Source organism: Novosphingobium terrae, assembly GCF_017163935.1.
In the GTDB taxonomy this organism is placed as follows: Bacteria; Pseudomonadota; Alphaproteobacteria; order Sphingomonadales; family Sphingomonadaceae; genus Novosphingobium; species Novosphingobium terrae.
This window is the reverse complement of the sequence record NZ_JABVZR010000001.1, coordinates 3,680,170-3,704,356: the sequence shown is the minus strand read 5'-3', so window position 1 is coordinate 3,704,356 and position 24,187 is coordinate 3,680,170. Positions and strand designations below refer to the sequence as shown.

The 24,187-nt window shown below is 65.7% G+C and carries 24 protein-coding genes; 19 read left to right on the top strand and 5 right to left on the bottom strand.

Going from position 1 to position 24,187, the window contains the following annotated elements:
• Positions 1-16 precede the first annotated feature (16 nt).
• The 7 genes from HGK27_RS16570 (at position 17) to ribA (ending at position 6,659) form a co-directional block, all read left to right on the top strand.
• Positions 17-1,897 (top strand): ABC transporter transmembrane domain-containing protein, encoded by a 1,881-nt coding sequence (locus HGK27_RS16570; RefSeq protein WP_206241963.1) that lies wholly within the window; start codon positions 17-19, stop codon positions 1,895-1,897.
• A 155-nt stretch (positions 1,898-2,052) separates the two neighbouring features.
• On the top strand, positions 2,053-2,865 hold the full coding sequence (locus HGK27_RS16565; RefSeq protein ID WP_206241962.1) for an undecaprenyl-diphosphate phosphatase: 813 nt from the start codon (positions 2,053-2,055) through the stop codon (positions 2,863-2,865).
• A gap of 130 nt (positions 2,866-2,995) precedes the next feature.
• Positions 2,996-3,277, top strand: coding sequence for a hypothetical protein (locus tag HGK27_RS16560; RefSeq protein WP_206241961.1), 282 nt, complete (start codon positions 2,996-2,998; stop codon positions 3,275-3,277).
• Positions 3,278-3,461: 184 nt separating this feature from the next.
• Entirely contained in the window at positions 3,462-3,629 is a 168-nt protein-coding gene (gene rpmG, locus HGK27_RS16555; RefSeq protein WP_068089980.1) for a 50S ribosomal protein L33, read from the top strand.
• Between the two features lie 127 nt (positions 3,630-3,756).
• The gene (locus HGK27_RS16550) at positions 3,757-4,383 is read left to right on the top strand and encodes a LolA family protein (protein ID WP_241127247.1); all 627 of its coding nucleotides are present in this window, start codon (positions 3,757-3,759) and stop codon (positions 4,381-4,383) included.
• A 435-nt stretch (positions 4,384-4,818) separates the two neighbouring features.
• Entirely contained in the window at positions 4,819-5,607 is a 789-nt protein-coding gene (locus tag HGK27_RS16545; protein ID WP_206243308.1) for an exodeoxyribonuclease III, read from the top strand.
• Entirely contained in the window at positions 5,565-6,659 is a 1,095-nt protein-coding gene (gene ribA / locus HGK27_RS16540; protein WP_206241959.1) for a GTP cyclohydrolase II, read from the top strand. The genes HGK27_RS16545 and ribA overlap by 43 nt, the downstream gene beginning before the upstream one ends.
• Before the next feature lie 268 nt (positions 6,660-6,927).
• Here the strand turns inward: ribA and HGK27_RS16535 are convergent, their stop codons facing one another.
• The 3 genes from HGK27_RS16535 to HGK27_RS16525 form a co-directional block, all read right to left on the bottom strand.
• Positions 6,928-7,380, bottom strand: coding sequence for a Dps family protein (locus HGK27_RS16535; protein ID WP_206241958.1), 453 nt, complete (start codon positions 7,378-7,380; stop codon positions 6,928-6,930).
• Positions 7,381-7,483: 103 nt separating this feature from the next.
• The gene (locus tag HGK27_RS16530; protein WP_206241957.1) at positions 7,484-8,044 is read right to left on the bottom strand and encodes a hypothetical protein; all 561 of its coding nucleotides are present in this window, start codon (positions 8,042-8,044) and stop codon (positions 7,484-7,486) included.
• A complete protein-coding gene (locus HGK27_RS16525) occupies positions 8,041-8,460 on the bottom strand; it encodes a group III truncated hemoglobin (RefSeq protein ID WP_206241955.1) in 420 nt (139 codons plus the stop codon). The genes HGK27_RS16530 and HGK27_RS16525 overlap by 4 nt, the downstream gene beginning before the upstream one ends.
• 339 nt (positions 8,461-8,799) lie before the next feature.
• Between HGK27_RS16525 and HGK27_RS16520 the strand changes: the two genes are divergently transcribed.
• The gene (locus HGK27_RS16520) at positions 8,800-9,270 is read left to right on the top strand and encodes a low molecular weight protein-tyrosine-phosphatase (RefSeq protein ID WP_206241953.1); all 471 of its coding nucleotides are present in this window, start codon (positions 8,800-8,802) and stop codon (positions 9,268-9,270) included.
• A gap of 309 nt (positions 9,271-9,579) precedes the next feature.
• Here HGK27_RS16520 and HGK27_RS16515 read toward each other — a convergent pair whose 3' ends face one another.
• On the bottom strand, positions 9,580-10,413 hold the full coding sequence (locus HGK27_RS16515) for a LysR substrate-binding domain-containing protein (RefSeq protein WP_206241951.1): 834 nt from the start codon (positions 10,411-10,413) through the stop codon (positions 9,580-9,582).
• A gap of 181 nt (positions 10,414-10,594) precedes the next feature.
• Between HGK27_RS16515 and HGK27_RS16510 the strand changes: the two genes are divergently transcribed.
• Positions 10,595-11,182 carry a nitroreductase family protein gene (locus HGK27_RS16510; RefSeq protein WP_206241949.1) on the top strand — a complete coding sequence of 196 codons (588 nt, stop codon included), beginning with the start codon at positions 10,595-10,597 and terminating at the stop codon, positions 11,180-11,182.
• A gap of 257 nt (positions 11,183-11,439) precedes the next feature.
• Here the strand turns inward: HGK27_RS16510 and HGK27_RS16505 are convergent, their stop codons facing one another.
• The gene (locus HGK27_RS16505; RefSeq protein WP_206241947.1) at positions 11,440-12,555 is read right to left on the bottom strand and encodes an oxidoreductase; all 1,116 of its coding nucleotides are present in this window, start codon (positions 12,553-12,555) and stop codon (positions 11,440-11,442) included.
• Between the two features lie 92 nt (positions 12,556-12,647).
• Here HGK27_RS16505 and HGK27_RS16500 point away from each other — a divergent pair, with 92 nt between their 5' ends.
• The 10 genes from HGK27_RS16500 (at position 12,648) to HGK27_RS16455 (ending at position 24,105) form a co-directional block, all read left to right on the top strand.
• A complete protein-coding gene (locus HGK27_RS16500) occupies positions 12,648-13,523 on the top strand; it encodes a LysR family transcriptional regulator (protein WP_206241945.1) in 876 nt (291 codons plus the stop codon).
• Between the two features lie 130 nt (positions 13,524-13,653).
• Positions 13,654-14,412: a siderophore-interacting protein gene (locus HGK27_RS16495; protein WP_206241943.1), complete on the top strand. Its 759-nt coding sequence runs from the start codon at positions 13,654-13,656 to the stop codon at positions 14,410-14,412.
• Complete coding sequence (locus tag HGK27_RS16490; protein WP_206241942.1) at positions 14,399-15,847, top strand: MFS transporter; 1,449 nt, start codon at positions 14,399-14,401, stop codon at positions 15,845-15,847. Before HGK27_RS16495 ends, HGK27_RS16490 begins: the two co-directional genes overlap by 14 nt.
• A 172-nt stretch (positions 15,848-16,019) precedes the next feature.
• Positions 16,020-18,464 carry a TonB-dependent receptor gene (locus HGK27_RS16485; protein ID WP_206241941.1) on the top strand — a complete coding sequence of 815 codons (2,445 nt, stop codon included), beginning with the start codon at positions 16,020-16,022 and terminating at the stop codon, positions 18,462-18,464.
• A 5-nt stretch (positions 18,465-18,469) separates the two neighbouring features.
• On the top strand, positions 18,470-19,234 hold the full coding sequence (locus HGK27_RS16480; protein ID WP_241127245.1) for a tetratricopeptide repeat protein: 765 nt from the start codon (positions 18,470-18,472) through the stop codon (positions 19,232-19,234).
• Positions 19,231-19,902 (top strand): PepSY-associated TM helix domain-containing protein, encoded by a 672-nt coding sequence (locus HGK27_RS16475; protein ID WP_206241940.1) that lies wholly within the window; start codon positions 19,231-19,233, stop codon positions 19,900-19,902. Before HGK27_RS16480 ends, HGK27_RS16475 begins: the two co-directional genes overlap by 4 nt.
• Positions 19,902-20,888 carry an FAD:protein FMN transferase gene (locus HGK27_RS16470; RefSeq protein ID WP_241127243.1) on the top strand — a complete coding sequence of 329 codons (987 nt, stop codon included), beginning with the start codon at positions 19,902-19,904 and terminating at the stop codon, positions 20,886-20,888. Before HGK27_RS16475 ends, HGK27_RS16470 begins: the two co-directional genes overlap by 1 nt.
• A 115-nt stretch (positions 20,889-21,003) precedes the next feature.
• Positions 21,004-21,789: an energy transducer TonB gene (locus HGK27_RS16465; RefSeq protein WP_241127241.1), complete on the top strand. Its 786-nt coding sequence runs from the start codon at positions 21,004-21,006 to the stop codon at positions 21,787-21,789.
• Between the two features lie 240 nt (positions 21,790-22,029).
• Positions 22,030-22,707: a response regulator transcription factor gene (locus HGK27_RS16460; RefSeq protein WP_206241939.1), complete on the top strand. Its 678-nt coding sequence runs from the start codon at positions 22,030-22,032 to the stop codon at positions 22,705-22,707.
• Between the two features lie 18 nt (positions 22,708-22,725).
• Positions 22,726-24,105: a sensor histidine kinase gene (locus HGK27_RS16455; RefSeq protein WP_206241937.1), complete on the top strand. Its 1,380-nt coding sequence runs from the start codon at positions 22,726-22,728 to the stop codon at positions 24,103-24,105.
• Positions 24,106-24,187: the final 82 nt, after the last annotated feature.

The window sequence follows — 24,187 nt, the reverse complement described above, 5'->3', positions numbered from 1 at the left end:
TTTAGGGGCTCGGGCCATGACCATCGACGCGTCCGCTCCAGCCGCCGATCCCGCGCTCAGCGCAACGGATGCCGTTTCCCTGGAGGCGCCGGAAAACGCGGCGTCTCAGAGCGCGCCGGCCACGGCGAAAGAGGCCCGCAAGCTGGGCGCGCTGCGCATGATCTGGCAGGCGGCGGTGGCCTATCCCGGGCGGGTGACCATGGCGCTGATGGCGCTGGTCACCTCTTCGGCCGCAACGCTTGGCGTGCCGATGATGTTCCGCCTGATCATCGACCATGCCTTCGCCCCCGGCAGCAAGCCGGAGGATGTCTCGATCTGGTTCGAGGGCCTGCTGGCGGTGGTGGCGGTGCTGGCGCTGGCCACCGCGCTGCGTTTCTACAATGTCAGCTGGCTGGGCGAGCGGGTGGTGGCCGATATCCGCATCGCCGTGCAGCGCAATCTGCTGCGCCTGCCTCCCAGCTTCTTCGAGGAAAACTCCCCGCGTGAGATTTCCAGCCGCCTGACCTCCGACACCACGCTGATCGAGCAGGCGGTGGGGACCACGGCCTCGATCGCGCTGCGCAACATCATCACCGGCACGGGCGGCATCGTCTTCCTGTTCCTGCTGGCGCCCCGGCTGACGCTGTGGCTGCTGCTGGGCATCGTCTGCGTGGTGGCGCCGATCACCATCTTCGGGCGGCGGCTGAAGGGCGCGGCACGCAACAGTCAGGACCGGGTGGCCGAAATCGGCGGGCTGGTCTCCGAAGTGCTGGGGGCCACGCGCATCGTGCAGGCCTTCAACCAGGAAGGCCTTGAGGCCGAGCGCTTCTCGACCACGGTGGAGCGCACCTTCGAGACCGCCAAGCGCCGCATCGTGATCCGCGCCTGCATGACGGGCGTGGCGATGTTTCTGGTGTTCGGGGCGCTGAACCTGCTGATGTGGCGCGGCGCCGTGGGCGTGGCCCGGCATGAGATCACCGGCGGCACCATCGCCGCTTTCGTGCTGACCGGCGGCGTGGTGGCGGGGGCCTTTGGCGCTTTGTCAGAAGTCTATGGCGATCTGGTGCGCGCGGCAGGCGCCGCCAGCCGCCTGTCCGAACTGTTGCAGGAAAAGCCCGCGATTGCGGCGCCTGCCCGGCCCATCATCCTGCCCGAGCCCGCACGCGGCGCGATCAGCTTCGAAGGCGTGACCTTCCGCTATCCCACGCGGCCCGAATATATGGCGCTCAGCGATTTCACCCTGAAGGTGGAGCCGGGCGAGACAGTGGCCATCGTCGGCCCCTCGGGCGCGGGCAAGTCCACCATCTTCCAGCTGGCCGAGCGGTTTTATGACCCGGCCACCGGCTCGATCAAGCTGGATGGCGTGCCGCTGACCGGCGCCGATCCTGCCGATATTCGCCGCCGCATCGCTCTGGTGCCTCAGGAGGGTGTGCTCTTCGCCGCCAGCGCGCGGGACAATCTGCGCTATGGCAACTGGCACGCCAGCGACGCCCAGATCTGGGAAGCCGCCAGCGCCGCCAATGCGGAAACCTTCCTGCGCGATCTGCCCGAGGGGCTCGACACCTTCCTGGGTGAGGGTGGGGCACGCCTGTCGGGCGGCCAGCGCCAGCGCATCGCCATTGCGCGCGCCCTGCTGCGCGAGGCGCCGATCCTGCTGCTCGACGAGGCCACCAGCGCGCTCGATGCCGAGAGCGAAAGGCTGGTGCAGGATGCGCTCGACCGGCTGATGGCCAGCCGCACCACTTTGGTGATCGCGCATCGCCTCTCCACCGTGCGCGCGGCGGATCGCATCGTGGTGATGGAGAACGGGCGCATCGTGGAAGTGGGCCGTCACGACGAGCTGGCGCGGGCGGGCGGACTCTACGCTCGCCTTGCAGCTTTGCAATTTGACGAGAACGCGCTTTCCGTTGAACTGTAACGGTGATTCGGGGGCGCTCCACCCCTTCCTCTCCCCCCTCCCGGGGGCATTCCGGTTCTGATTGAACCGAAACGACCCCGGGTTTGTCGTTTGCCGTGATTTCCGAGTCGCCAGATGTGCCATCTGGCTCGAAATCCCTCAAGGAAAGCTCTCTCATGTCGCTGACGACCACCGCCATCCTGCTCGGCATTGTCGAGGGATTGACCGAATTCCTGCCGGTCTCCTCGACCGGGCATCTGGTGCTGGCCACCAAATTCTTCGGCTATGACGAACGCCCGTGGGAGGTGTTCAACATCGTCATCCAGCTGCCGGCGATTCTGGCGGTTGTGGTGGTCTATTGGCGCACGATCTGGGCGGTGATTCAGGGCCTGCTGCGCGGCGAGGCGGGGGCGATCCGCTTTGTTCGCAACATTCTGGTGGCCTTTATCCCCTCGGCGATTCTGGGCGTGCTGCTCAAGAAGAAGATCGACATGCTGCTGGAGACGCCCATCGTCATTGCCTGGGCGCTGCTGATCGGCGGTCTGGCGATCATTGCCATCGAGAAGCTGGTGAAACAGGGCCGCCCGATGGGGCTGGCCGATCTGCCTGTCGGCAAGTCGCTGGCGGTGGGCTTCATGCAGTGCCTCGCCATGGTGCCGGGCGTCAGCCGCTCGGGCGCGACGATCATGGGCGCGCTCTCCATGGGGGTCGAGCGCCGCACGGCAGCCGAGTTCAGCTTCTTTCTGGCGATCCCCACCATGTTCGGGGCCACCGCCAAGCAGCTCTTCGACCATCGCCATGAGCTTTCGAGCGGCGTGGCCGAGGTGGGCTTCACCCAGCTGGCCATCGGTTCGGTGGTGTCTTTCGTGGTGGCGCTGGCGGTGCTGAAGCCCTTTGTGGGCTATGTCAGCCGCTCGGGCTTCATGCCTTTCGCGATCTACCGAATCATTCTGGGCGCGGCGGCCATCGTCTGGCTGAGCCACAGCTGATCAGCGGACTGATTCGCACGAAAGTCTCCGATTCGCGCCGGGCTGCGATTCCGGCGCGATAAGTTCTGTTGGCGCGGAACTCTGATCGGCGTATCCTGTTGCATGACAGGGGGCTGTTAGAGGTGCTGCGATGACCCTTCTTGTCATGCTGCTGGCAGGCGCCGTGCTGGGCGCTCTTGCTGGTCTCGTCTTCCGTACTGGTGGTATGCTGCTTCACGCTGCGCTGGGCGCTTTTGGCGCCGTTCTGGCGGGCGCGCTGGACAGCGAGGGCCTGCTGACCGGCCTGAGCCCCGTTTCCCTTGGCGCCGCGGCGCTGGGCGCTCTGGCGCTGGTGATCGGGGCCCATGTGGTGGGCCGGATCGGCGACGGGCCCGTGCGCGGCTGGGGCCGTTCGCGCGGCCTGCCGGATTGAAGGGCCGATTGCAGCGCTTTGGCTCTTCGCGCTTGACTCTGTCACGCGGCTAAGCCAAGGGGCACAACCTTGAAGGGCGGCGGGCCTGTGCCTGCCGCTTTTGCTGATTTTTACAGACTGTACATTGGCATGGCGGCAAGGCCGTGGCGGTGGGGCAGTCAGGCAGGGAATTTAGGAAAGCGCCATGGCAAAGCCCGCAACCGTCAAGATCCGTCTGGTCTCGACCGCCGACACCGGCTTCTTCTATGTGACCAAGAAGAACCCTCGGAACACCACCGAGAAGTTCGTGTTCAAGAAGTATGACCCCGTCGTGCGCAAGCATGTCGAGTTCAAGGAAGCCAAGATCAAGTAATTCAGCGCGGGTTCAAGCCTGCGCTGACACAGCGCAGGACATGACCCGGATGAATGAAAGACAGGTTTCGAACCTGAGCGCCCCTGCCAAGCACCTTGGGGGGGCATTCGCGAAGAGGCTGCTGCCCATGGGGTTGGCGGCCTTTTTGCGTGGCATGGCTCCCGTAGCGCTGGTCGCTGCGCTGCCTGTTCCCGCCATGGCGCAGGACGGCAATGCGCAGGTGGCCGAGGCGGTGGCGGCGCTGCGCGCGATCACCGCGCTCAAGGCAGACTTCGTGCAGAGCGATTCGAACGGCGGCAGCGTGCGCGGCACGCTGTACCTCAAGCGCCCCGGCAAGATCCGCTTCCAGTACCAGCCCGGCTATCCGATGACGATCCTCTCGGACGGGCACGCCCTGTTCATGATCGACAAGGAGGTCAACCAGACCCAGCGCTGGCCGATCAACAACAGCCCGCTGGGCGCGCTGCTCGATCCCAACAAGGATGCCGCGCGATTCGGTCGGCTGGTGCCGGTGAACGATCCCGGCGCCGTCGCCATCGAGGTGAAGGACAAGACTCACCCCGAATATGGCACGATGACGCTGGTCTTCCGCCGCAAGGGCGGCGCGCCGGGCGGCATGGAGCTGGAATCCTGGATCACGCGCGATGCGCAGAATCGCCAGACGCGAATCGCGCTTTCGGGCCAGCAATATAATGTGAACCCCTCGGAAGACCTGTTCCGCTTCACCGATACGAGGGCACGTCCGCACAAGTAGGATATAATATTGAATTTTTATACGAAACCCGGCGCCGGAGCCTGTCCGGCGCGGGGTTCTTTCTGTCCAAAACGTCGCGCTCTGCCGCAAACTTATGACAATCTGCGACAATCCTGCCAGCTTCGTTCACTTAACAGACAGGCAGACCCGGCTAGAACAACTCTTGTCAGGACGGGATGACAAAGCGGGTTTCCCCCCTGTTGCCCGCTGCCCCAAGACAGACCGCCTGATATGCGTGACGAACGCAGACACGAACCCTCGTCCCCATGCCCCCGGGACGAGGGTTTTTTCTTGCCCTTCGCAGCCTCGTTCTGATTGCCGCGTTTTCCGGGCCGCCAACTGTGCCAACGGCTTGAAAAGGCCGCGGGGTATTTTCTTCCCTGATAAGCGCCTGACGGACTGGTCAGGCGGCGCGCGGCGCCCTAAATGGCGCGCATGATCACCGTTGCCACCTGGAACATCAATTCGGTGCGGCTCCGCATGCCGCTGGTCGAACGCTTTCTGAAGGATGAGGCACCCGATGTGCTGTGCCTTCAGGAGATCAAGACCATTGCCGATCTCTTCCCCTATGAAGCCTTCAGCGCGCTGGGCTACACGCATCACGCGGTGCATGGGCAGAAGGGCTATCACGGCGTCGCCACCGTCAGCCGCATTCCCTTCGAGGAGGTGGACCGCCACGACTGGCAGGCCAATGGCGAGGCGCGTCACGTCGGCGTGCGCCTGAAAGACTCCGGTCTGGTGATCGAGAACGTCTATATCCCGGCCGGCGGCGATGAGCCCGACCGCACCATCAACCCCAAATTCGGCCAGAAGCTGGACTTCCTCGAACGCATGATCGGCTGGGCAGGCGCCGTGGCCGAGCCCACGCTGATCGTCGGCGATTTCAACATTGCCCCGCTCGAATCGGATGTGTGGAGCCACAAGGCGCTGCTGAAAGTCGTCAGCCACACGCCCATCGAGGTGGAAACGCTGGAGCGCTTCCGCGTGGCGCATGACTGGGTCGATCTGGGCCGCCAGCTGGTGCCCGCCCCGGCGCGCTATTACTCCTGGTGGTCCTACCGCGCCAAGGACTGGCGCGCCAATGACCGTGGCCGCCGCCTCGACCATATGTGGGCTTCCCCCTCGGTGGCGGCGAAAGCCGTGAGCCACCGCATTGTCGAGGACGCGCGCGACTGGGAGAAATGCTCAGACCACGTGCCGCTGATCACCGGGTTCGATCTGTGAGCAGTCCGGCGCGGCGCGTGGCGCTGGCCGTCGATGCGCTGCGCCATGGCTGGGCGATCCGGATCGGCAGCTGGACGCTGATCCCTGCCGAAACCGGCTTCGGCCCCGATCTGCACGCCGAGCGCATGCTGATCAGCGCCGCCCGCGCGGTCTCGCTGCGCCTTGCCAACCAGCGCGATGCCGCCGAGCCGGAGGCCCCCGTGGTGATCCGCGCCGCCGAGCCCTTCGATCTGACCACGGCCCGCGCCATTGCGGACCCGTCGCTGGATCTGGACTACCCCCTCAAGGGGCCCTTCCGCGCCGAGCCGATCCCCGACATCGACACCGCCCGCGCCGCCAATGAACTGGCCCGCATCGCCGGTATCCTCCCGGCCTTCCTGATCGATCCCACAGGTGCGGGCGAGGCCCAGCTGGTGGAGGCCGAGGATCTGGCCGACTGGAAGAACACCGCCCATCTCGCCATCGCCAGCCGCGCACGCCTGCCCGTTTCGGCCAGCGATCATGCCGAGATCGTCGCCTTCCGCAGCGTGAACGATCTGCGCGAGCATGTCGCCCTCGTGATCGGCAAGCAGAGCGGGGACCGCGCGCCGCTGGTCCGCCTCCACTCCGAATGCCTCACGGGCGATGTCCTCGGCAGCCTGAAATGCGATTGCGGGCCTCAGCTGGACGCAGCCCTTGCCGCCATGGCCGAGGAAGCCGGCAAGGGCGGATGGGGCGTGCTGCTCTATATGCGTCAGGAAGGGCGCGGGATCGGCCTGATCAACAAGCTGCGGGCCTATCGTCTGCAGGATCAGGGTTTCGATACGGTGGACGCCAACAACCGTCTCGGCCTGCCCAATGAAGCGCGCGATTTCCCCGTCGCGGCGCGCATGCTGGCGCTGCTGGGCGTGAAAGGCATCCGCCTGATGACGAACAATCCGGCCAAGGTGGAAGCGCTGGTCGGCGTGGGTGTGCCGGTGATCGAGCGTGTGCCGCATGAGTTGCCCGCGAACCCGCATAATGAGCGCTATCTGGCGACCAAGCGGGATCGGTCGGGGCATTTGTTGAAGTAAGAAGGTTTGAAGGGAAGATGCGAGGGGGTTACCCCCTCGCGCTCCCATAACGTCTTCCGACGATACGGCAGTGGCGCCGAAATCATGCGCCCAACCTCCCCGCCAGCGCAAACGAAAGGCGCCGCAGGCAGTAAGCCTGAGCGCCTTTCCTATCATGTTCATGCCTGCGGCGCGGCAATCCGGGCGCAAGGCTGAACCCGAAGCGCAACGTAGACATTAAAGGGAGCGCGAGGGTGTAACACCCTCGCACTGATCCTTCCTGAAAACCTTAGCTGAGCGTTTCAGCCAGGAACCAATGACGCTGCTGCGCCTGATCGGTCCAGTCATCGGCGGCACCTTCGGTGGCGTTGTCGCCCGCGGCGGTGGCGGCGGCCTTCACGGCGCGGATCACCTCGACCAGCTTGGCGTTATCGTCGCGCAGCTGGGCGACCATTTCTTCGGGCTTCAGATCGGCGCGGGGCTCGTCCTTCAGGCTGGCCTTGGCGGCGATGGCGCCGATGCCGGTCAGGGTGGTGGCGCCGTTCTTGCGGACGCGCTCGCCGATGATGTCGGTCAGGGCGAAGATTTCGGTGGCCTGATCGTCGAAGAGCAGGTGCAGGTCGCGGAAGTTGGGGCCGCGGACGTGCCAGTGGAAGTTCTTGGTCTTCACATAGAGCGTGAAGAGATCGGCCAGCAGGCCGTTCAGGCTGTCGACCAGGGCGGCGGTGGCATTGTTGGTCATGGAACGCTCCTTTGGGTCATCGGCATGATCTTGAAGGGTTTGTAGTTCATTGCGCGGGCAAGGTTAAGGTTGCAAGCGCGGCGAGACTGATCGGAATTTCCGATTACAGCGCGCCTAAGGTGGTCCAGGCCAGCGTGATGCCGGACAGCAGCAGAATCGCTCCGGCAATGCGACGGGCGAGGCGCAGATGCTTTTCCGCAGCCAGCAGCGGCCCGGCGCCGAACCAGCCGATGGCGATGGCCGCGCCGCCGCCCAGCGTGCCGCCCAGCGCGGCGGGCAAAGGCGCGTGAAGCAGGGCGATGGCCAGCACGATAAAGCGCGCGGCATCGACGATCTGGCTGATCGCCAGCACCAGCAGCGCGGCGAAGAGCGAGCGCGTGGGCTCCTTGGCGCGGCGCCCGGGGGAGACCAGCAGCGATTCCACGCCGGCCGCCGCCAGCGCGAAGCTGGCCAGCAGCAGGCGGGCGCGGTGGTTCATCACGCCGCCCAGATCCTGCGCGAAATAGGCGGCCAGCGCGCAGGTCAGGCCGCCGGTGATGCAGGCGATGGCCAGCAGGCTGAAGCGCGGGCCGAGGCGGTCGGTCAGCGCCGCGACCAGCACCTGATCGCGCGCGCCGCAACCGGCAAGGAAGCAGGCGACAAAGGCGTAGAGGAGCCCGTTCATGGCCGGGTTTCGCCCTCTGCGCGCTTGTCGGTCACGGCCTGTTGCAACACTTGCGCGATGCGCTGGGCCTTTTCGGTCAGCAGGGTGGCGTCTTCCGGGCTCATCACCTCGGCGGCGGCGGTGCGCCACAGGGTGAGCCAGCGCGCGAACATGTCGGGCGTGATGCGGCTGGCCAGAGCGATATGCGCGGCGACGGGCTGGCCACGATAGCTGCCCCGCCCGCGCAATTGTGCCGCCCAGAAGGCGGTGAGCGCGCGAAAATGGCTCTCCCAGTCATGGATGATCACCTCAAAGACCGGGCCGATCAGCGCATCCTGCCGGGCACGTTCATAGAACAGGCGCACCAGCCGGGCGATGTCAGGGTGGCGCTCCATCACAGGGCTGGGGCCGGGTTGAGGCAGGGCGGTCCGGGTCATTGGCGGAGACCCTAGCGCGTTGTCTGCGGGGCCAAAAGGGCATGTGTCAAATTGGGCTTCAGGCGCAGATTTCTGCGGCTTTAAGCGGCCTAACTCCATCCGTCGAAAAGGGCGGGCCATTGGTCGCGGGGTGATTGTCTACTGCCGAAATTGAGTTATTACCCAGCATGGCTCGGCCGATGCAGGCGGCAGGGCGAATCGGCAAAGGGCGGGACTTCGTGGCTGGCGCATGGACGCGGAGCCCCGCCTGGGCCCGATCACCAATACAGGCTGATGGCATTCAAGAAGATGACAGCCAAGAGGATGACAGGGCCTGAACGCCGCTTTATGCCGGGCCTTATGCATCAGCCTTCCGTTCTCTTTGTTTGCCTTGGCAACATCTGCCGCTCTCCGCTGGCCGAGGCCGCGTTTCGGCAGGAGGCGCAGCGCGCGGGCCTTGCTGTCACGGTGGATTCAGCGGGCACCGGCAATTGGCATGTGGGGTCAGCACCCGATCCGCGTGCCATCGCCCAGGCATCAGGCAGCGGCGTGGATATTTCAGCCTATCGCGCGCGTCAGGTGAACCGCGCGGATTTCACCCGTTTCACGCATATCTATGCGCTCGATGCCAACAATCTGTCCGATCTGCGCAAGCTGCGCCCCTCCGATGCCACCGCGCATCTGGGCCTGCTGCTCGATGAGGTGCCGGGGCTGCAAGGGCAGTCCGTCGCCGATCCCTATTACGGCGGCCCGGAGGATTTTGCGCAGACCTGGGGTGAGGTCACCCAGGCCGCCAGGGCGCTGGTGGCGCGCTTGCAGGCCGAGGGCTGAGGGGAGGCTTCAAAGGGCCGCTATCGGTGCCCGAAAATCACGGATCTGCTTTTGGGCATGGCCCATGCCGGGGCGGCATCGGCGGTGGCATGTCTGTAGGGAGACCATGCATAAGCGGTCCACACCAGAGCGATGAACAAAAGAAATAGGATGCGGCTCGCTGTCATCGCTGTGAAATCGCCCTTTGTCTCCAGAGCGACTTACGGATTGGATGGATTGACAGCAACGCTACAGATGTAGGGCCAGATCCATACGTCGAGAACTGATGCATCGACCATCAGGCTACACGTTTCTGGTCATGTCTCCAGATCACAGTGCTGCCATCGCCTGATGCGCCAGCCGCGCCAACTGCCCGGTGGCCATGTCCAGTCGGGGCGCTGTCTGCAAGATGCAGGACAGGCGCGGCAGACCGGGCAACCGGCGCGAGGACAGCGGCGGCTCGGTCAGGAACAGTTGCGTGCGGCAGGTGATGCCCAATCCGGCCTCCACCGCCGTGCGCAGGGCGGTGAGATGCGGCGTCTCCACCGCGATGCGATAGGGGATGCCCGCCTTGTCCAGCGCGCGCAGCGCGGCATCGCGGAAGCGGCAGGGCGCCTCAAGCACGGCCAGCGGCAGCACGGCCTGCTCCAGCAAGTCCTGCCTGCCGTACCAGCTCATGGCGGTGTGAGCGATGGCCCGTTCGTCAGCCGCCTGAGCAAAGCCCAGCACGATATCCAGCTGCCCCCGATCCAGCAGCGTGAGCAGATCCTGCGTATCGGCCACCCGCGAGTAAATCTGAGTCCCGGGATGGTGATCGGCAAATTGCGACAGCAGCCCGGCCAGCAAACTCTCGGCGAAATCCTGCGCCACGCCGATGCGCGTCGGGCTGGCGAAATGGCCTGCGCTGATCGTGGCCACCGCCTCATCATGCAGCACCAGCACCTTGCGCGCGTAATCCAGCATCAACTCGCCCGCCGGGGTCAGCGTCAGGCGGCGGCCCTCTCGGTGGAACAGGTTCTGGCGCAGCAGTTCCTCCAGCCGCTTGATCTGCAGGCTGAGCGCGGATTGCGTGACGAAGACCTTATGCGATGCACTCAGCATCGAACCGGCATCGACGATGGCGACGAAACTGCGGAGCAGATTGGTGGGCAGATTGACAGGCATCGTTTTTCCGGGACTTTCTGGTGAGGCAGGCGATGTATGATAAGTCCATATACTCCATCAAATCACTAGAGATTAAAGGGCTAAAAGCAATTCTTTTTTGGAAGCCTGCTCGCGCCGGGTCACACAATGGGCTAGCCTGCGGTCAAGGATGTTTCCCAAGCTATTGAAGAAAGGCATTTTCATGAGCGCCCCTCGCATTGCCGACCATCCCATCGATGAATATTTCCTCGCCCGCTGGTCCCCCCGTGCCTTCGACGGATCGACGCTGAGCGAGGCCGATCTCAAGCCGCTGTTCGAGGCGGCGCGCTGGGCGCCCTCGGCCTACAACTACCAGCCCTGGCGCTTTGCATGGGCGGTAAAGGGCGATGCGCATTGGGACGATTACGTTTCGGCGCTGCTGCCCTTCAACGCCACATGGGCCTCGAATGCCGCTGCGCTGGTGTTCATCCTCTCCGACCGGCAGATCACCGCGCCCGGCTCGACCGAGGCCAAGCCCGCGACCACGAACAGCTTCGATGCCGGCGCGGCATGGGGCTATCTGGCTTTGCAGGCCACGCGCCTCGGCCTCGCCACGCATGCCATGGCCGGTTTCGATGCCGCGCGCGCTGCCGAGATCACCGGGGCAGAGGAGACGTATAAGGTGGAAGTCGCCGTGGCGATCGGTCGCCGTGGGGACGCATCGACCTTGCCGGAAGCTCTGGCCGCGCGTGAGGCGCCCAGCCCGCGTCTGCCGGTGGCGGAGATCGCCTTTAACGGGGCGATCAAGTAAGGGAGAAAGAGAAGTGCGAGGGGATTATCCCCTCGCGCTCCCGAAACGTCTTCCGACGATGGGGCGGTGGTGCCGAAATGAGGCGCCCAGCCTCTCCACCTGCGTAACCCAAGGCGCCGCAGGCTGAAGATAGGCCGCGCCGGGCCTTGATGCCTGCGGCGCGGCAATCCGGGCGCAAGGCTGAACCCGAAGCGCCCACGCAGACAGTAATGGGAGCGCGAGGGTGTAACACCCTCGCACTTTCCCTTCTCACTGTCTTACGCAGCCACAGCCTTGCCCGGCCCCTTATAACGCGCCAGCCAATGGGCATAAGGCGCGGGCAGCACGTCATCAGGCTGCTCCAAACCCAGCTCCAGCGCCAGCCGATGCGGATAATGCGGATTGGCGAGCATGGCGCGCCCGATGCCGACGAGGTCCATCGCCCCTTCAGCCACCACCCGTTCGGCGTCCTTTGCCGCATCGAAGCCCCATGCCGAGGACACGGGCAGCCCGGCCTCGCGTCGCACGCGGGCCACCACGGGCTCCAGAAACGCCGGGCCCCATGGGATCTGGGCGTCGGGGGTGGAGAAGCCCATGCTGACGCTCAGCAGATCCAGCCCGCCGTCCTTCATCTTGCGGGTGAGGTCGATGGCTTCGGAGAGGGTTTCCTCGTCGCGGCCATCGTACTCGATCACGCCGAAGCGGGCGGTCAGCGGCAGGCGCTCGGGCCACACGGCGCGGACGGCGCCCAGCGTTTCGAGGATGAAGCGGCCCCGGTTCGTGGCGTCGCCGCCATAGGAATCCGTGCGGTGGTTGGCGTGGACCGAGAAGAAGCTCTGCGCCAGATAGCCATGGGCGAAATGCAGTTCCAGCCACTCGAAACCGGCGGCCAGAGCGCGCCTGGCGGCGGCGGCGAAGGCCTCGCGGACCTCTGCGATATCCTCCAGCGTCATCGCGCGGGGCACTTTGCCCAGACCGCCACCGAAAGCGATGGCCGAGGGGGAGATCGTCTCCCAGCCGCGCGGATCGCCTTCGGGGATATGGTCGTCGCCTTCCCATGGGCGGTTGGCGCTTGCCTTGCGGCCGGCATGGGCGATCTGGATGCCGGGCACGGCGCCTGCGGCCTTGATGGCGGCGGCGATCTGCGCGAGGCCCTCGATATGGCTGTCATCCCAGATGCCGGTGCAGCCGGGGGTGATGCGGCCTTCGGGCAGCACGCCGGTGGCCTCGACGATCACCAGACCCGAGCCGCCGCGCGCCAGAGCGGTGTAATGCGCCAGATGCCAGTCGGTGACGGCGCCGTCGATGGCGCTGTACTGGCACATGGGGGGCACGGTGATGCGGTTGCGAAGGGTGACATCCTTCAGGGTGAAGGGGGTAAACAGGGCTGTCATGAATAAACTCCGGGGGGAGGAAGGGTGTGTGGCCAAGATAGGTGCCTTGTCCTATTAGATAACCCCATGGCATCTTATGGATTCGATAAATCATGCTAATGTTGAACCCGATCTGGCTGCGCAGCTTTATCGCTCTGGCGGATCTGGGCAGCTTCACCCGCGCGGCAGAGCGGCTGGGGGTGACTCAGGCGGCGATCAGCCAGCATATGCGCGCGCTGGAGGACAAGCTGGGCCCGCTGCTGGTGAGGCGCGGGCGGCAGGTGGAGATGACCCCGGCCGGCAAGCTGCTGCTCGATCATGCGCAGGCGCGTGAGCAGGCCGAAAGGCTGCTCTATCAGCGGATCGAGGGCGATTGCGATTGCGAGGGGGCGGTCTCGCTGATCACGCCGGGCAGCGTGGGGCTGAAGATCTATCCGCTGCTGCTCGATCTTCAGGCGCTGCATCCCCTGCTGGCGATCCATCACCGTTTTGCCCCCGATGCCGAGGTGCTGGAGGCGGTGCTGGCGGGCCGCTTCGAGCTGGGGCTGGCCACCATGCTGCCCGATGATCCGCGCCTGATCGCCCGCCCCTTCGGCAGCGAGGCGCTGGAACTGATCGTTCCTGCCGATGCCCAGGTGCGGTGTTGGGACGATCTGGCCCGGCTGGGCTTCATCGACCACCCGGAGGGCAAGGCCATGGCCACACGGCTGCTCGGGCTGGCCTTTCCGCGCCATCCGGGGGTGGCCAGCCTGCCGGTGAAGGGCTTTTCCAATCAGGTGGGGTTGATGCTGGAACCGGTGGCGCGGGGTATGGGTTTCACCGTGTTGCACCGGCATGCGCGGCAGGCCTTCCGCGATCAGGCTGCGATCCGCGTGGTGGAGCATGGCCCGCCGGTGATCGACCGGCTGTGGCTGCTGCATCGCGCCGAATGGCCGCTCTCGCAGCGGGCGGAGCGGGCGGTGGCGTGGTTGCAAGAGCGGCTGGGGTGATTTAACAAAACTGCTACAAGATATATCTTGATTTTGGATCGCAGGAAGCGCATTGGCGGGGCACCCACTGAGAATCATCCCTTTGCGCAGGGGTCTGTCCCTGCCGCCCAGCCATTGGAGTTTGTTCCCGATGTCGACCCAGACCCAACCCCGTCACCACATCGAGCGCGTCCGCCACGAGGTGCGCCGCCGCACCATCACCGTGACCAGCGTGACCGATCTGTCGCCCAAGATGCGCCGCTTCGTCTTCACCGCCCCCGACCTCTCCGATTTCAACAGCGCAGGTGTGGACGACCACATCAAGCTGTTCTTCGGCGAGGAGAATGGCGAGCGCCTGATGCGCGATTTCACCCCCCGCGCCTTCGACAATGCCACCCAGAGCCTGACCATCGACTTTGCCCTGCATGACCATGGCCCGGCCGCCACCTGGGCGCAGACCGCGCAGGTCGGCACCACGCTCGACATCGGCGGCCCGCGCGGTTCGATGATCGTGCCCGATGATTTCGACTGGTATCTGCTGATCGCCGATGAAACCGGCCTGCCCTCGATCGGGCGCCGTCTGGAAACTCTGCGCGCGGGCGTGCCGGTCACCACCATCGTGCTGGTCGACAGCCAGGCCGAGGCGCAGCAGATCGAAACCCAAACCGCATGGACCGCCCAATGGCTGGCCCGCAACGAAGGGGAGGGCGATGATGAAGCCCGGCTGCTCGCCGCTCTCAGCGCGCTCGAATGGCCTGAAGGCGAGGGTTATGTGTGGATCGCCGCCGAGGCGGGCGTGGCCAAGGCCCTGCGCACCCATGTGCTGGAAGAGCGCGGCCACCCCGCCGCATGGATGCGCGCCGCCGGTTACTGGCTGAAGGGCGAACCGGGCGCGCATGAAAACCTCTGATATGGCTGTCGATGTTGCCCTCAGGCCGATGCCTGCCACGGCATCGGCCATGACGCCCGCGCGGCTGCGCTGGGTGATGCTGCTGGTCACCGGCGCGATGTTCATGGAGATCCTCGACGGATCGATCATCGTCACCGCGCTGCCCTCCATCGCCCGCAGCTTCGGTGAGGCGCCCATGGCGCTGGAGCTGGCGGTCAGCGCCTATATGCTGGCCGTCGGCGTGTTCATCCCGGCCAGCGGCTGGGTGGCCGACCGTTTCGGCGCGCGCAGCGTGCTGGGGGCGGCCATCGTGCTGTTCACCGTGTCCTCGCTGCTGTGCGGCAGTGCGGGCGACATGCACAGCTTTGTCGCCTTGCGCATTCTGCAGGGTGTGGCCGGCGCCATGATGGTGCCCGTCGGGCGGCTGGTGATCATGCATCACACGCCGCGCGAAAAGCTGATGGACGCCATGGCCTCGCTGATCTGGCCCGCGCTGATCGCGCCGGTGCTGGGGCCGCCTTTGGGAGGCCTGATCACCACCCATCTGGGCTGGCGCTGGATCTTTTACCTCAACCTGCCGCTGGGGCTGCTGGCGCTAGTCGCCTGCCTGTGGATGGTGCCATCCGACAAGGGCGAGCGCCGCCCCTTCGACTGGCCCGGCTTCGTGCTGTGCGGCGCTTCCACCTTCGCCCTGCTGCTGGGTTTCGACCGGATCACCGCTCAGCCCGATATGCTGGGCGCCGGGCTGATCGCGCTGGGGCTGGCCTTGGGCGTGGCCACGCTGAACCATTTCCGCCGCGCCGCATCCCCCATGCTGGGGCTGGAGCCATGGTCGATCCAGACCTTCCGTGCCGCGCAGCGGGGCGGGGCGCTGATGCGCATGTCGATCGGCGCGGTGCCCTTTCTGCTGCCGCTGATGTTCCAGATCGGCTTTGGCTACAACGCCTTCCACTCGGGCTTGCTGGTGCTGGCGGTCTTTGCCGGCAATCTGGGGATCAAGACGATCACCACCCCGATCCTGCGCCGCTTCGGCATGCGCAATGTGCTGGTGGTCAATGGCGTGATCAGTGCCATTCTGGTGGCTGCCTGCGCCCTGCTTCAGCCCGATACGGCGGTGCCTGTGGCCGTGGCGCTGCTGGCGGCGGGGGGCTGCGCGCGCTCGATGCAGTTCACCTCGATCAGCAGCATGACCTTTGCCGATGTGCCCAGGCCGCAGATGACTCACGCCAATGGCCTGTCCAACACGCTGATGCAGCTGACCATGGCTGCGGGCATCACGCTGGGCGCGCTGGGTGTGCGGATCGGCCATGCGCTGGCGCCGCATCTGGGCTGGAGCGCGCCGGGTGCCGACTATCGCTTCGCTTTCCTGCTGGTGGCGGCGGTCTCGCTGATGGGCGTGCTGGATATGGTCCGCCTGCCGCGCAATGTGGCGGAGGATTTCGTCAAAGGCAGCTAGAAAGCACCAGCTTTCCAGCATGATAGCAAGCCGCCTCCGGAGCCTGCTCCGGGGGCGGTGTTGCATCCGGGCAACGCGTCCAACAATCCGCAACACCGCCGATTGACCTTTTGCAACTCAGTTGCAATAGCCCGCGCCAACTATTGCGTATTAATTGCATAAAAGGATCGCCATGCCGACCACCACTTCACGCAGCATCGCCCAGGGCGCCAGCACGCTGGCGATTGGCTGCATCGGCCTGTTCTCCGCTTTCCCCGCCATGGCACAGGATCAGCAGGGCCAGCAGCAGGGCCAGCAGCAGGGTCGGGGTGGCGAAGGCCAGAACCTCGGCGGCGTGACCGTGACCGACACGGCGGTGGATGAAGGCACCTACAAGGTCGAGCGCCTCTCCAGCCCCAAGGCGACCGCGCCGCTGGTCGACACCCCCAAGTCGATCACCGTGATCTCGCGTCAGGTGCTGGACGACACCAACGCCACCTCGCTCTCCGAAGCGCTGCGCACCATCCCCGGCATCACCATGGGCGCGGGCGAGGGCGGCAACCCGCTGGGCGATCGCCCCTTCATCCGCGGCACCGACAGCTCGAACTCGATCTATCTCGATGGCGTGCGCGATCTGGCCGCCACCGCGCGCGAAACCTTCGACATCGACTCCATCGAGGTCACCAAGGGTTCGGACAGCGTCACCAATGGTTCGGGCAATGGCGGCGGCTCGATCAACATGGTCTCCAAGACCCCGCAGACCAAGCGCTTCGCCAATGTCGATGGCAGCCTTGGCAATGCCGATTACAAGCGCGTCACGGTGGACATCAACCAGCCGATCAACGACTTCGTGGGCGTGCGCATCGCGGGCATGTATCACGATCAGGGCTATGCCGGTCGCGATGCGGCATGGGTCAAGCGCTGGGGCATCGCGCCCTCGATCAAGTTCGGCCTGAACGGCCCGACCAGCCTCGAACTCGACTGGTATCACCTGCATTCGACCGAGCTGCCCGATCAGGGCATCCCCTATCTCTACACCATCGCCAACCAGCCCAGCGCCAATTACCAGACCGCGCCCGCCGGCACCAATCTGCGCCCGCGCAACGCCTTCTATGGCCTGGTCGACCGCGATTTCCGCACCATCAACACCGATGCGCTCACCGCCCGCTTCGAGCATAATTTCGAAAGCGGCCTGAAGCTGCGCAACACCGCGCGTTACAACAACACGACGCAGGAATATCTCTGGACCCAGCCCGACGATTCCAAGGGCAATGTCGGCACCTATGGCACTGTCGGGCGCCGCGCTTTGTCGCGCTATGCCTATCAGACCGGCTATGTCGATCAGCTCGACCTTTCGGGCCAGTTCAACACCGGTGCGCTGCGCCACAGCTTTGCCGCAGCGGCGGAATACAGCTGGCAGAAGTCCGGCTTCGGCAGTTTCTATGCTGACGCCAACGGCACGTCGCTGCCACTGTCGATCAGCTGCCCCACGCCGACCTCGGGCACCAATTACAACTGCACCAGCCTGGCCAGCCCCAATTACAACGATCCCTATGTGGGCTCGATTGTGCGCGGCGCGCCCAATTCGATGACGCTGGCCGACAGCTCGACCGCATCGGCCAGCCTGTTCGACACGATCAGCATCGGCGAAAAGTGGAAGCTCAATCTGGGCGGGCGCTATGACCACTATGTCACCAACGCCAGCGCGGGCATCACCACGGCGGCCACCGGCCTGAGCCTGGCCCAGACCTGGGCCACCACCAACCGCACATGGGTGAGCCGCACCGACGACATCTTCACCTATCAGGCGGGCCTGATGTACAAGCCCGTGCAGAACGGCACCTTCTACATCTCGACCGGCAGCGCGGCGGTGCCCCCGGGCTCCTTCCTGGCGCAGGGCAGCGAGGACAACAGCCTGACCGGCACCAATTCGGTCAATGGCGGCGCGATCAGCGCCAATGACCTCAAGGTGCAGAAGACCACCTCTTACGAAGTGGGCACCAAGTGGGAGCTGTTCGACGGCAATCTGCTGCTGACGCTCGACGGTTTCCAGACCCGCACCACCAATGCCCGCACCACCGATCCCACCACGGGCGGCGTGCTGTTCGTGGGCACCAAGCGTATTCGCGGTGTGGAGCTGGGCTTCAACGGCAACATCACGCCCAAGTGGAACATCTTCGGCGGCTATGTCTACCAGCCCTCCAGGGTCACCGATGCCGGCCTGACCAAGACCGTCACGGGTGCCAACACCGCCTATGCGGTGGCCGCCGCGCAGGGCAAGCCCTTCCCCAACACGCCGCAGAGCAGCGCGACGCTCTTCACCAACTATAAGGTGACCAGCAAGTTCACGCTGGGCGGCGGCGCGATCTATATGGGCAAGGTCTATGGCGGTTTCTCCGACACGCGTCAGGCCAATGCCAATGGCACCGTCACCATTCTGACCAGCCGTGCGACCTATGTGCCGGACTACTGGCGCTTTGATGCCAATGCCTCCTACAAGGTCAACGAGCATCTGAGCCTGCGGGTGAATGCGCTGAACATCACCAACAAGCTGTATTACGATCAGGCCTATACCACCCATTACGCTCATCAGGCGGCGGGCCGCACGGTGATCGGCACGCTCAGCCTGAAGTACTGAGCGGCGTGACGTCCGCGCCTGCCGAGAGTTCGCCGGAAGCCGAGGCGCTCCCTGTGTGGAGCGCCGAGGAATGGCGCGCGCTGCTCACCGGCCCGCCTGAGGGCGCCGCTCAGGCGCTGGAGCAGGCGGCGCGCGGCGGCATGGCGCTGGCGCAGCTTTACTACGGGCAGTTTCTGCTCGACGGGCGCGGGGTGTCGGCAGACCCCCGCGCCGCGCTGCACTGGTTCCACAAGGCGGCGCAGGCCGGGCTGCCCATGGCGATGAACATGGTGGGCCGCTGCTTCGATCAGGGCTTTGGTGTGGCCGAAGACCCGGCGCAGGCCGTGCCATGGTTCCGCGCGGCGGCGGATCAGGGGCTGGACTGGGGGCTCTACAATCTGGCCACCATGCTGACGCTGGGGCGCGGCGTGGCGGAGGACAAGGCGGAGGCTCTGGAGCTGTTCCGTCAGGCCTCGGCGCAGAGCCACGCCAAATCGACCAATATGGTCGGCATCTTTCACGAGGATGGCTGGGTGGTGCCGCAGAATATGCGGCTGGCCGCCTATTACTTCGCCCGCGCGGCGGAGGGCGGCGATTTTCGCGGTGCTTTCAATCACGCTCGCATGCTGATCGATGCTGGGCAGATGGCCGAAGCGCTGCCATGGCTGGAAAGCGCGCGCGCCGGGGGGCATGCGCGTTTTGGGGATCAGATGGCGGCATGGCTGGCCGCGCGCGAGGAAGAGCCTCTGCGCGCACTGGCGCTGCAATGGGGTGAACAGGGTCGGGCATGAGTACGGTTGTGAAGCAGAAGCCGGTGCTGACGCCTGCCGAAAAGGACAGGCTGGCGAAACGCAAGAAGGCCAAGCAGTTCTGGCTGAAGCAGCTGCACAGCTGGCACTGGATCAGCGCGGCGCTCTCGATGGTCGGCATGCTGGCTTTCGCGATCACCGGCATCACGCTCAACCATGCCGAGGCGATCCATACCGAACCCAAGGTGGTCTCGCGCAGCGGTCAGCTGCCTGCCGCCATGGTGAAGGAGCTGGCCGCGCCCGCCAAGCCGAATGCGCCGCTGCCTGCCGATGTTGCCGCGCAGGTGAAGGCGCAGGTGGGGATCGATGTGGCAGGTCGCCCGGCGGAATGGGCCAGCGATATCGTCACCGTCAACATGCCGCGCCCGGGTGGCGATGGCTGGGTGACGGTCGATCCGGCGAGCGGCGCCATCGCTTCGGAAGTGACGGATCGCGGCTGGCTCTCGCTGGTCAATGATCTGCACAAGGGTCGCAATTCCGGCGGCGCATGGAGCTGGTTTATCGATCTTTTCGCCGGGGCCTGCGTGATCTTCACGCTGACCGGTCTGTTGCTTTTGCAGCTTCACAGCAAGCACCGGCCCAGCACCTGGCCGATCGTCGGGTTGGGGCTGCTGATCCCGATCCTGCTGATCCATTTTCTGGTGCCGTGATGGAGGACGAACTGCGCATCGCTCTGCCGGATCAGGTCGATCCGTTGGCCCTGCGCAGCATGGATGCCGACCTTCCCGTCACCACCCTGTCCGGCCCGACGATGGGCACGACATGGCGCCTGCATGCCGTTCTGCCGCGAGGTTTGGGTGCCGCACGCGTCACTGAGGTGATCGAGGCGCGGCTGGAGGCACTGGTGGCGCAGATGAGCCATTGGGAGCCGCAAAGCGCCCTGTGCCGCTTCAATGCCGCGCCCGCCGGGCATTGGCAGATCTTGCCGCCCGCTTTCGCCCATGTGATGCAGGAAGCCCTGACCATCGCCGAGGCCAGCGAGGGCGCCTTCAGCCCCGCTATCGGACGTCTGGTCGACCTTTGGGGCTTTGGACCGCCCGGCCCGGTGGCGCAGGCCCCTGCGCCGACCGCTGTTGCCGAGGCGCTGCCGCCCTCCGACTGGCGCCTGCTGAAGCTGGAAGAGGGGCGCCTTTATCAGCCGGGCGGTCTGTCGCTTGATCTGTCGGGGATCGCCAAGGGCTATGCGGCGGATGCGCTGGCGGGCGATCTGGCGAAGCTGGGCGTGATCCACCAGCTGGTCGAGGTCGGCGGCGAGCTGGTCGGGAAAGGGCTGCGCCCTGACGGTCAGCCATGGTGGGTCGATCTGGAAACGCCGGAGCAGACCGGCTTGCCGGATCTGCGCGTGGGGCTGCATGGTTTGGCGGTGGCCACCTCGGGCAGCTATGTGCGGGGGCTGCATAATCTCGATCCGCGCACTGGCGCTCCGGCCACCTCGGGCGTGGTGGCCTGCAGCGTGATTCATGCCAGCGCCATGAGCGCCGATGGCTGGGCCAGCGCCTTCAGCGTGCTTGATCCTCACAGCGGCATGGCGCTGGCGACTCGGCTCGGTCTGGCGGTGCGCTGGGTGATCCGCATGGCTGATGAGCGCTTTTCCGAAGAGATCAGCCCTGCTTTGGCCCATATGCTGGCGCAATAGCGCGGTTTTGGCCTTTACGGCGGCTCCTGTGATTGATACTGACTCTCAATAACCCGGGTCGCCGATCCGGGCTTCCTTGCGTCGTCACCACGTCGTCATCACGTCAGGGGCAGTCATGTTGGCAGACAATTCCGCACTCGCGCGCTTCGCGCCGGAGGATTTCGCACTTCCCCAGCGGGGCGCGGCCTTGGCAGGCCCGCGTCTGGTCCCGGCGAGCGCGGCTGAGCCGATCTATTCCTATGCCTCCACCTATGGGCAGGGCAGCGCGAAGCGTCAGGCCCCCGCCGCCGTGGTGGCCTTTGCGGCGGTCAGCCTGCTGTTCTCGACGCTGGTGTGGATGAATGTGCATGAGCATCACCACCGCCATCACCGCGTTATGGCGCTGGATCTGAAGCTTGATCCGCCCGCCGCGCCCAAGCAGCAGCCCAAGCCCGAGGTCGAGAAGGTGGAACTGCCCACCACGCCGACCCCCGTGCAGCAACCGGTGGTGACCCAGCAGCCGGCACCCACGCCCGTGGCCCTGTCTCCCGCACCGGCCCCCGCGCCCGTGGTGCAAGCGCCGCCCGCGCCCCCGGCTCCGCCCGCCGCGCCGCCGCCGCCCAAGGCGGTTGGCCCGGCCGAGGGTGGCGATTTGTCCGCCAAGATGCTGTCCTTCACGGCGCCCGCCTATCCGCTCGAATCGCGGCGCAACAAGGAAGAGGGCACGGTGGCGCTCACCCTCCTGCTGGGCACCGATGGCCGAGTCGCAGAGATTTCCGTCTCCAGCAGCAGCGGTTTCGCCCGGCTGGACAAGGCCGCGCTGGAGGCTGTGCGCAAATGGCGCTGGTCCCCCGTGATGCGCAATGGTGAGGCCGTGCAGGTGCGCGGCACGGTAAAAATTCCCTTTATCATCAAGCACTGAGGCACGTTCAGGTACGGCCTGCCGCCGCATGGGCTTCCATGCGGCAGGCCGCCTTGCGTCTGAACGCTAGGACCAAAGTGAAATTCTATTCACTTGAGCCTTGGCGCGCGATGCGCAAAAGCGGCAGGCGGAGAGGAAGCCCGAACGGCCGTTCCGCCCACGCATTCACCCCCCCGATGCGTCTGGCGGAACGGCCAACCTGGGTAAGGGGCCCCGAGCACCTGCATTGAGGAGAGCGGCATGGCCCGCATCTTGGTCGTCGAGGACGATTCAGAAACCGCCGAGATTATCGCCTCTGCCCTGACGGGTCAGGGGCATGATGTTGTCTGGGTCGATGATGGCCGCGTGGCGCTGACCCGGCTGGAGACCGAACGCTTCGATGCCATCACTTTGGATCGCATGCTGCCCGGCCTCGACGGTCTGGGGCTGGTCGCAAGGCTGCGCGCGCGCCGTTTGCAGACGCCGGTGCTGATGCTCTCCGCTCTGGGCGATGTCGATGAGCGTGTGGCGGGCCTGCGCGCGGGCGGCGACGATTATCTGGCCAAACCCTTTGCTGTCAGCGAATTGTCCATGCGCGTGGAGGTGCTGCTGCGCCGCAACCGCGAATATCCCGAGGATGGCTTTCTGCGCGCCGGGCAGGTCGAGATCGATCTGGTCAAGCGGCAGGTCTGGGTCGGCGGCGAGCCGGTCTCGCTGCTGCAGACCGAGTTCCGCCTGCTTGAGTTTCTCGCCCGCCATGCCGGTCGCCCGGTTGCGCGTCAGGTGATTTTCGAGCAGGTTTGGGGCCGGTTCTTCGAGGCGAGCGACAATCTGATCAATGTGCATATCGCCAAATTGCGCAAGAAGCTGGAGCGGCCCGGCCATCCCTCGCCGATCCAGACCATCAAGGGCGAGGGTTATCGCCTTGAGGTCGAGTAAACCTTTCTGGCCAACCGCATGCCTCCCCTGACCGAAACCCTGCTTGGCCTGCGTCTGGCCGATCTGCGCCACACCACGGCCTTCCGCCTGACGGCGGGGCTTTGCGCGGTCTTCGTCGTCGCGGTGATCGGCCTGCTGGGCCTGACCTATGTGCTGACCGCCCAGCAATTGTTCTGGCGCACCGACCAGTTTCTCACCACCCGTATGGACGGCATCCTGCACACGCCGCGCGGGCGTGAGGCGGTGATGACCCGCCATGCCATCGATGCCTGGGCCAGCGGTCTGGAGTTCATCGCGCTTTACGATGCCCACGGCCGGCGGGTGGTGGGCAATGTGCGGGTGGCCGAGCCTTTCCCGCTCAACAAGCCGTTCGAGCGCAGCGATGGCGGCCCGCGCGGTCTGCCGCTGCGCCTGCTGGCCGCGCGCCTGTCCTCGGGCGATGTGGTGGTGGTGGCGCGCGACATCTCGCCTTTGCGCGATCTGCATGAGCGTGTGCTGATCATCATGGCCTTCTCGGGTCTGGCCACGATTCTGATCGCGCTGGTGGTGGGGGTCTCGCTCAGCATCGGCCCGATGCGGCGCGTGCGCGACATGCAGGTGATGGCCACCGCCATCGCGCGCGGCGATCTGCGCCACCGCCTGCCGGAAACCCCGCGACGCGACGAAATCGATGTGATCGGCACCATCATCAATGGTATGGTCGAGGAAATCGAGCGCCTGATGGGGCAGGTGAAGGGCGCCACCGATGCTATCGCCCATGATATGCGCACGCCTTTGACTCACCTGCGCGCCCGCCTTGACCGCATCGCCCAGCATGCCACCATCGCCGGTGACACCGAGCTGCGCGGCTCGATCTACGGCGCCATGGGCGAGCTGGACATCATTCTCGCCCGCTTCCGCGCCCTGCTGCGCATTTCCGAGATCGAGGCCTCGCGCCGCCACGCTGCCTTTGCCAATCTCGATCCGCTCGATGTGCTGTCCGGCGTGGCGGAACTTTACGACCCGCTGGCCGAGGAGCGCGGCATCACCCTCTCCGTGGCCGCAACCGGCGGGCTGGTGATCCGCGCCGACGAAAGGCTGCTGTTCGAGGCGATCAGCAATCTGGTCGAGAACGCCACCAAATTCGCGCCGGAGAACTCCACCGTCACGCTGGCGCTGAAACCCTTGCCCGAAGCGGTGGCCATCGAGGTGCGCGACTCGGGCCCCGGCATCCCCGAAGGCGAGCGCGAGCGCGTGCAGCGCCGATTCGAGCGTGGGGCAGGGGCCGCCATGGCGCCCGGATCGGGGCTGGGGCTGAGTCTGGTGGTGGCCATCGTGCAGCTCCACGGCTTCGAATTCTCGCTGGACGATGCCGGGCCGGGGTTGGTCGCGCGGATCGTGGCGCGGCGGTTGCGGTAAGGTTTTTAGGGAAAACAGGAAGATGCGAGGGGGTTACCCCCTCGCGCTCCCATAACGTCTCCCGGCGAAACGGCAGTGGTTC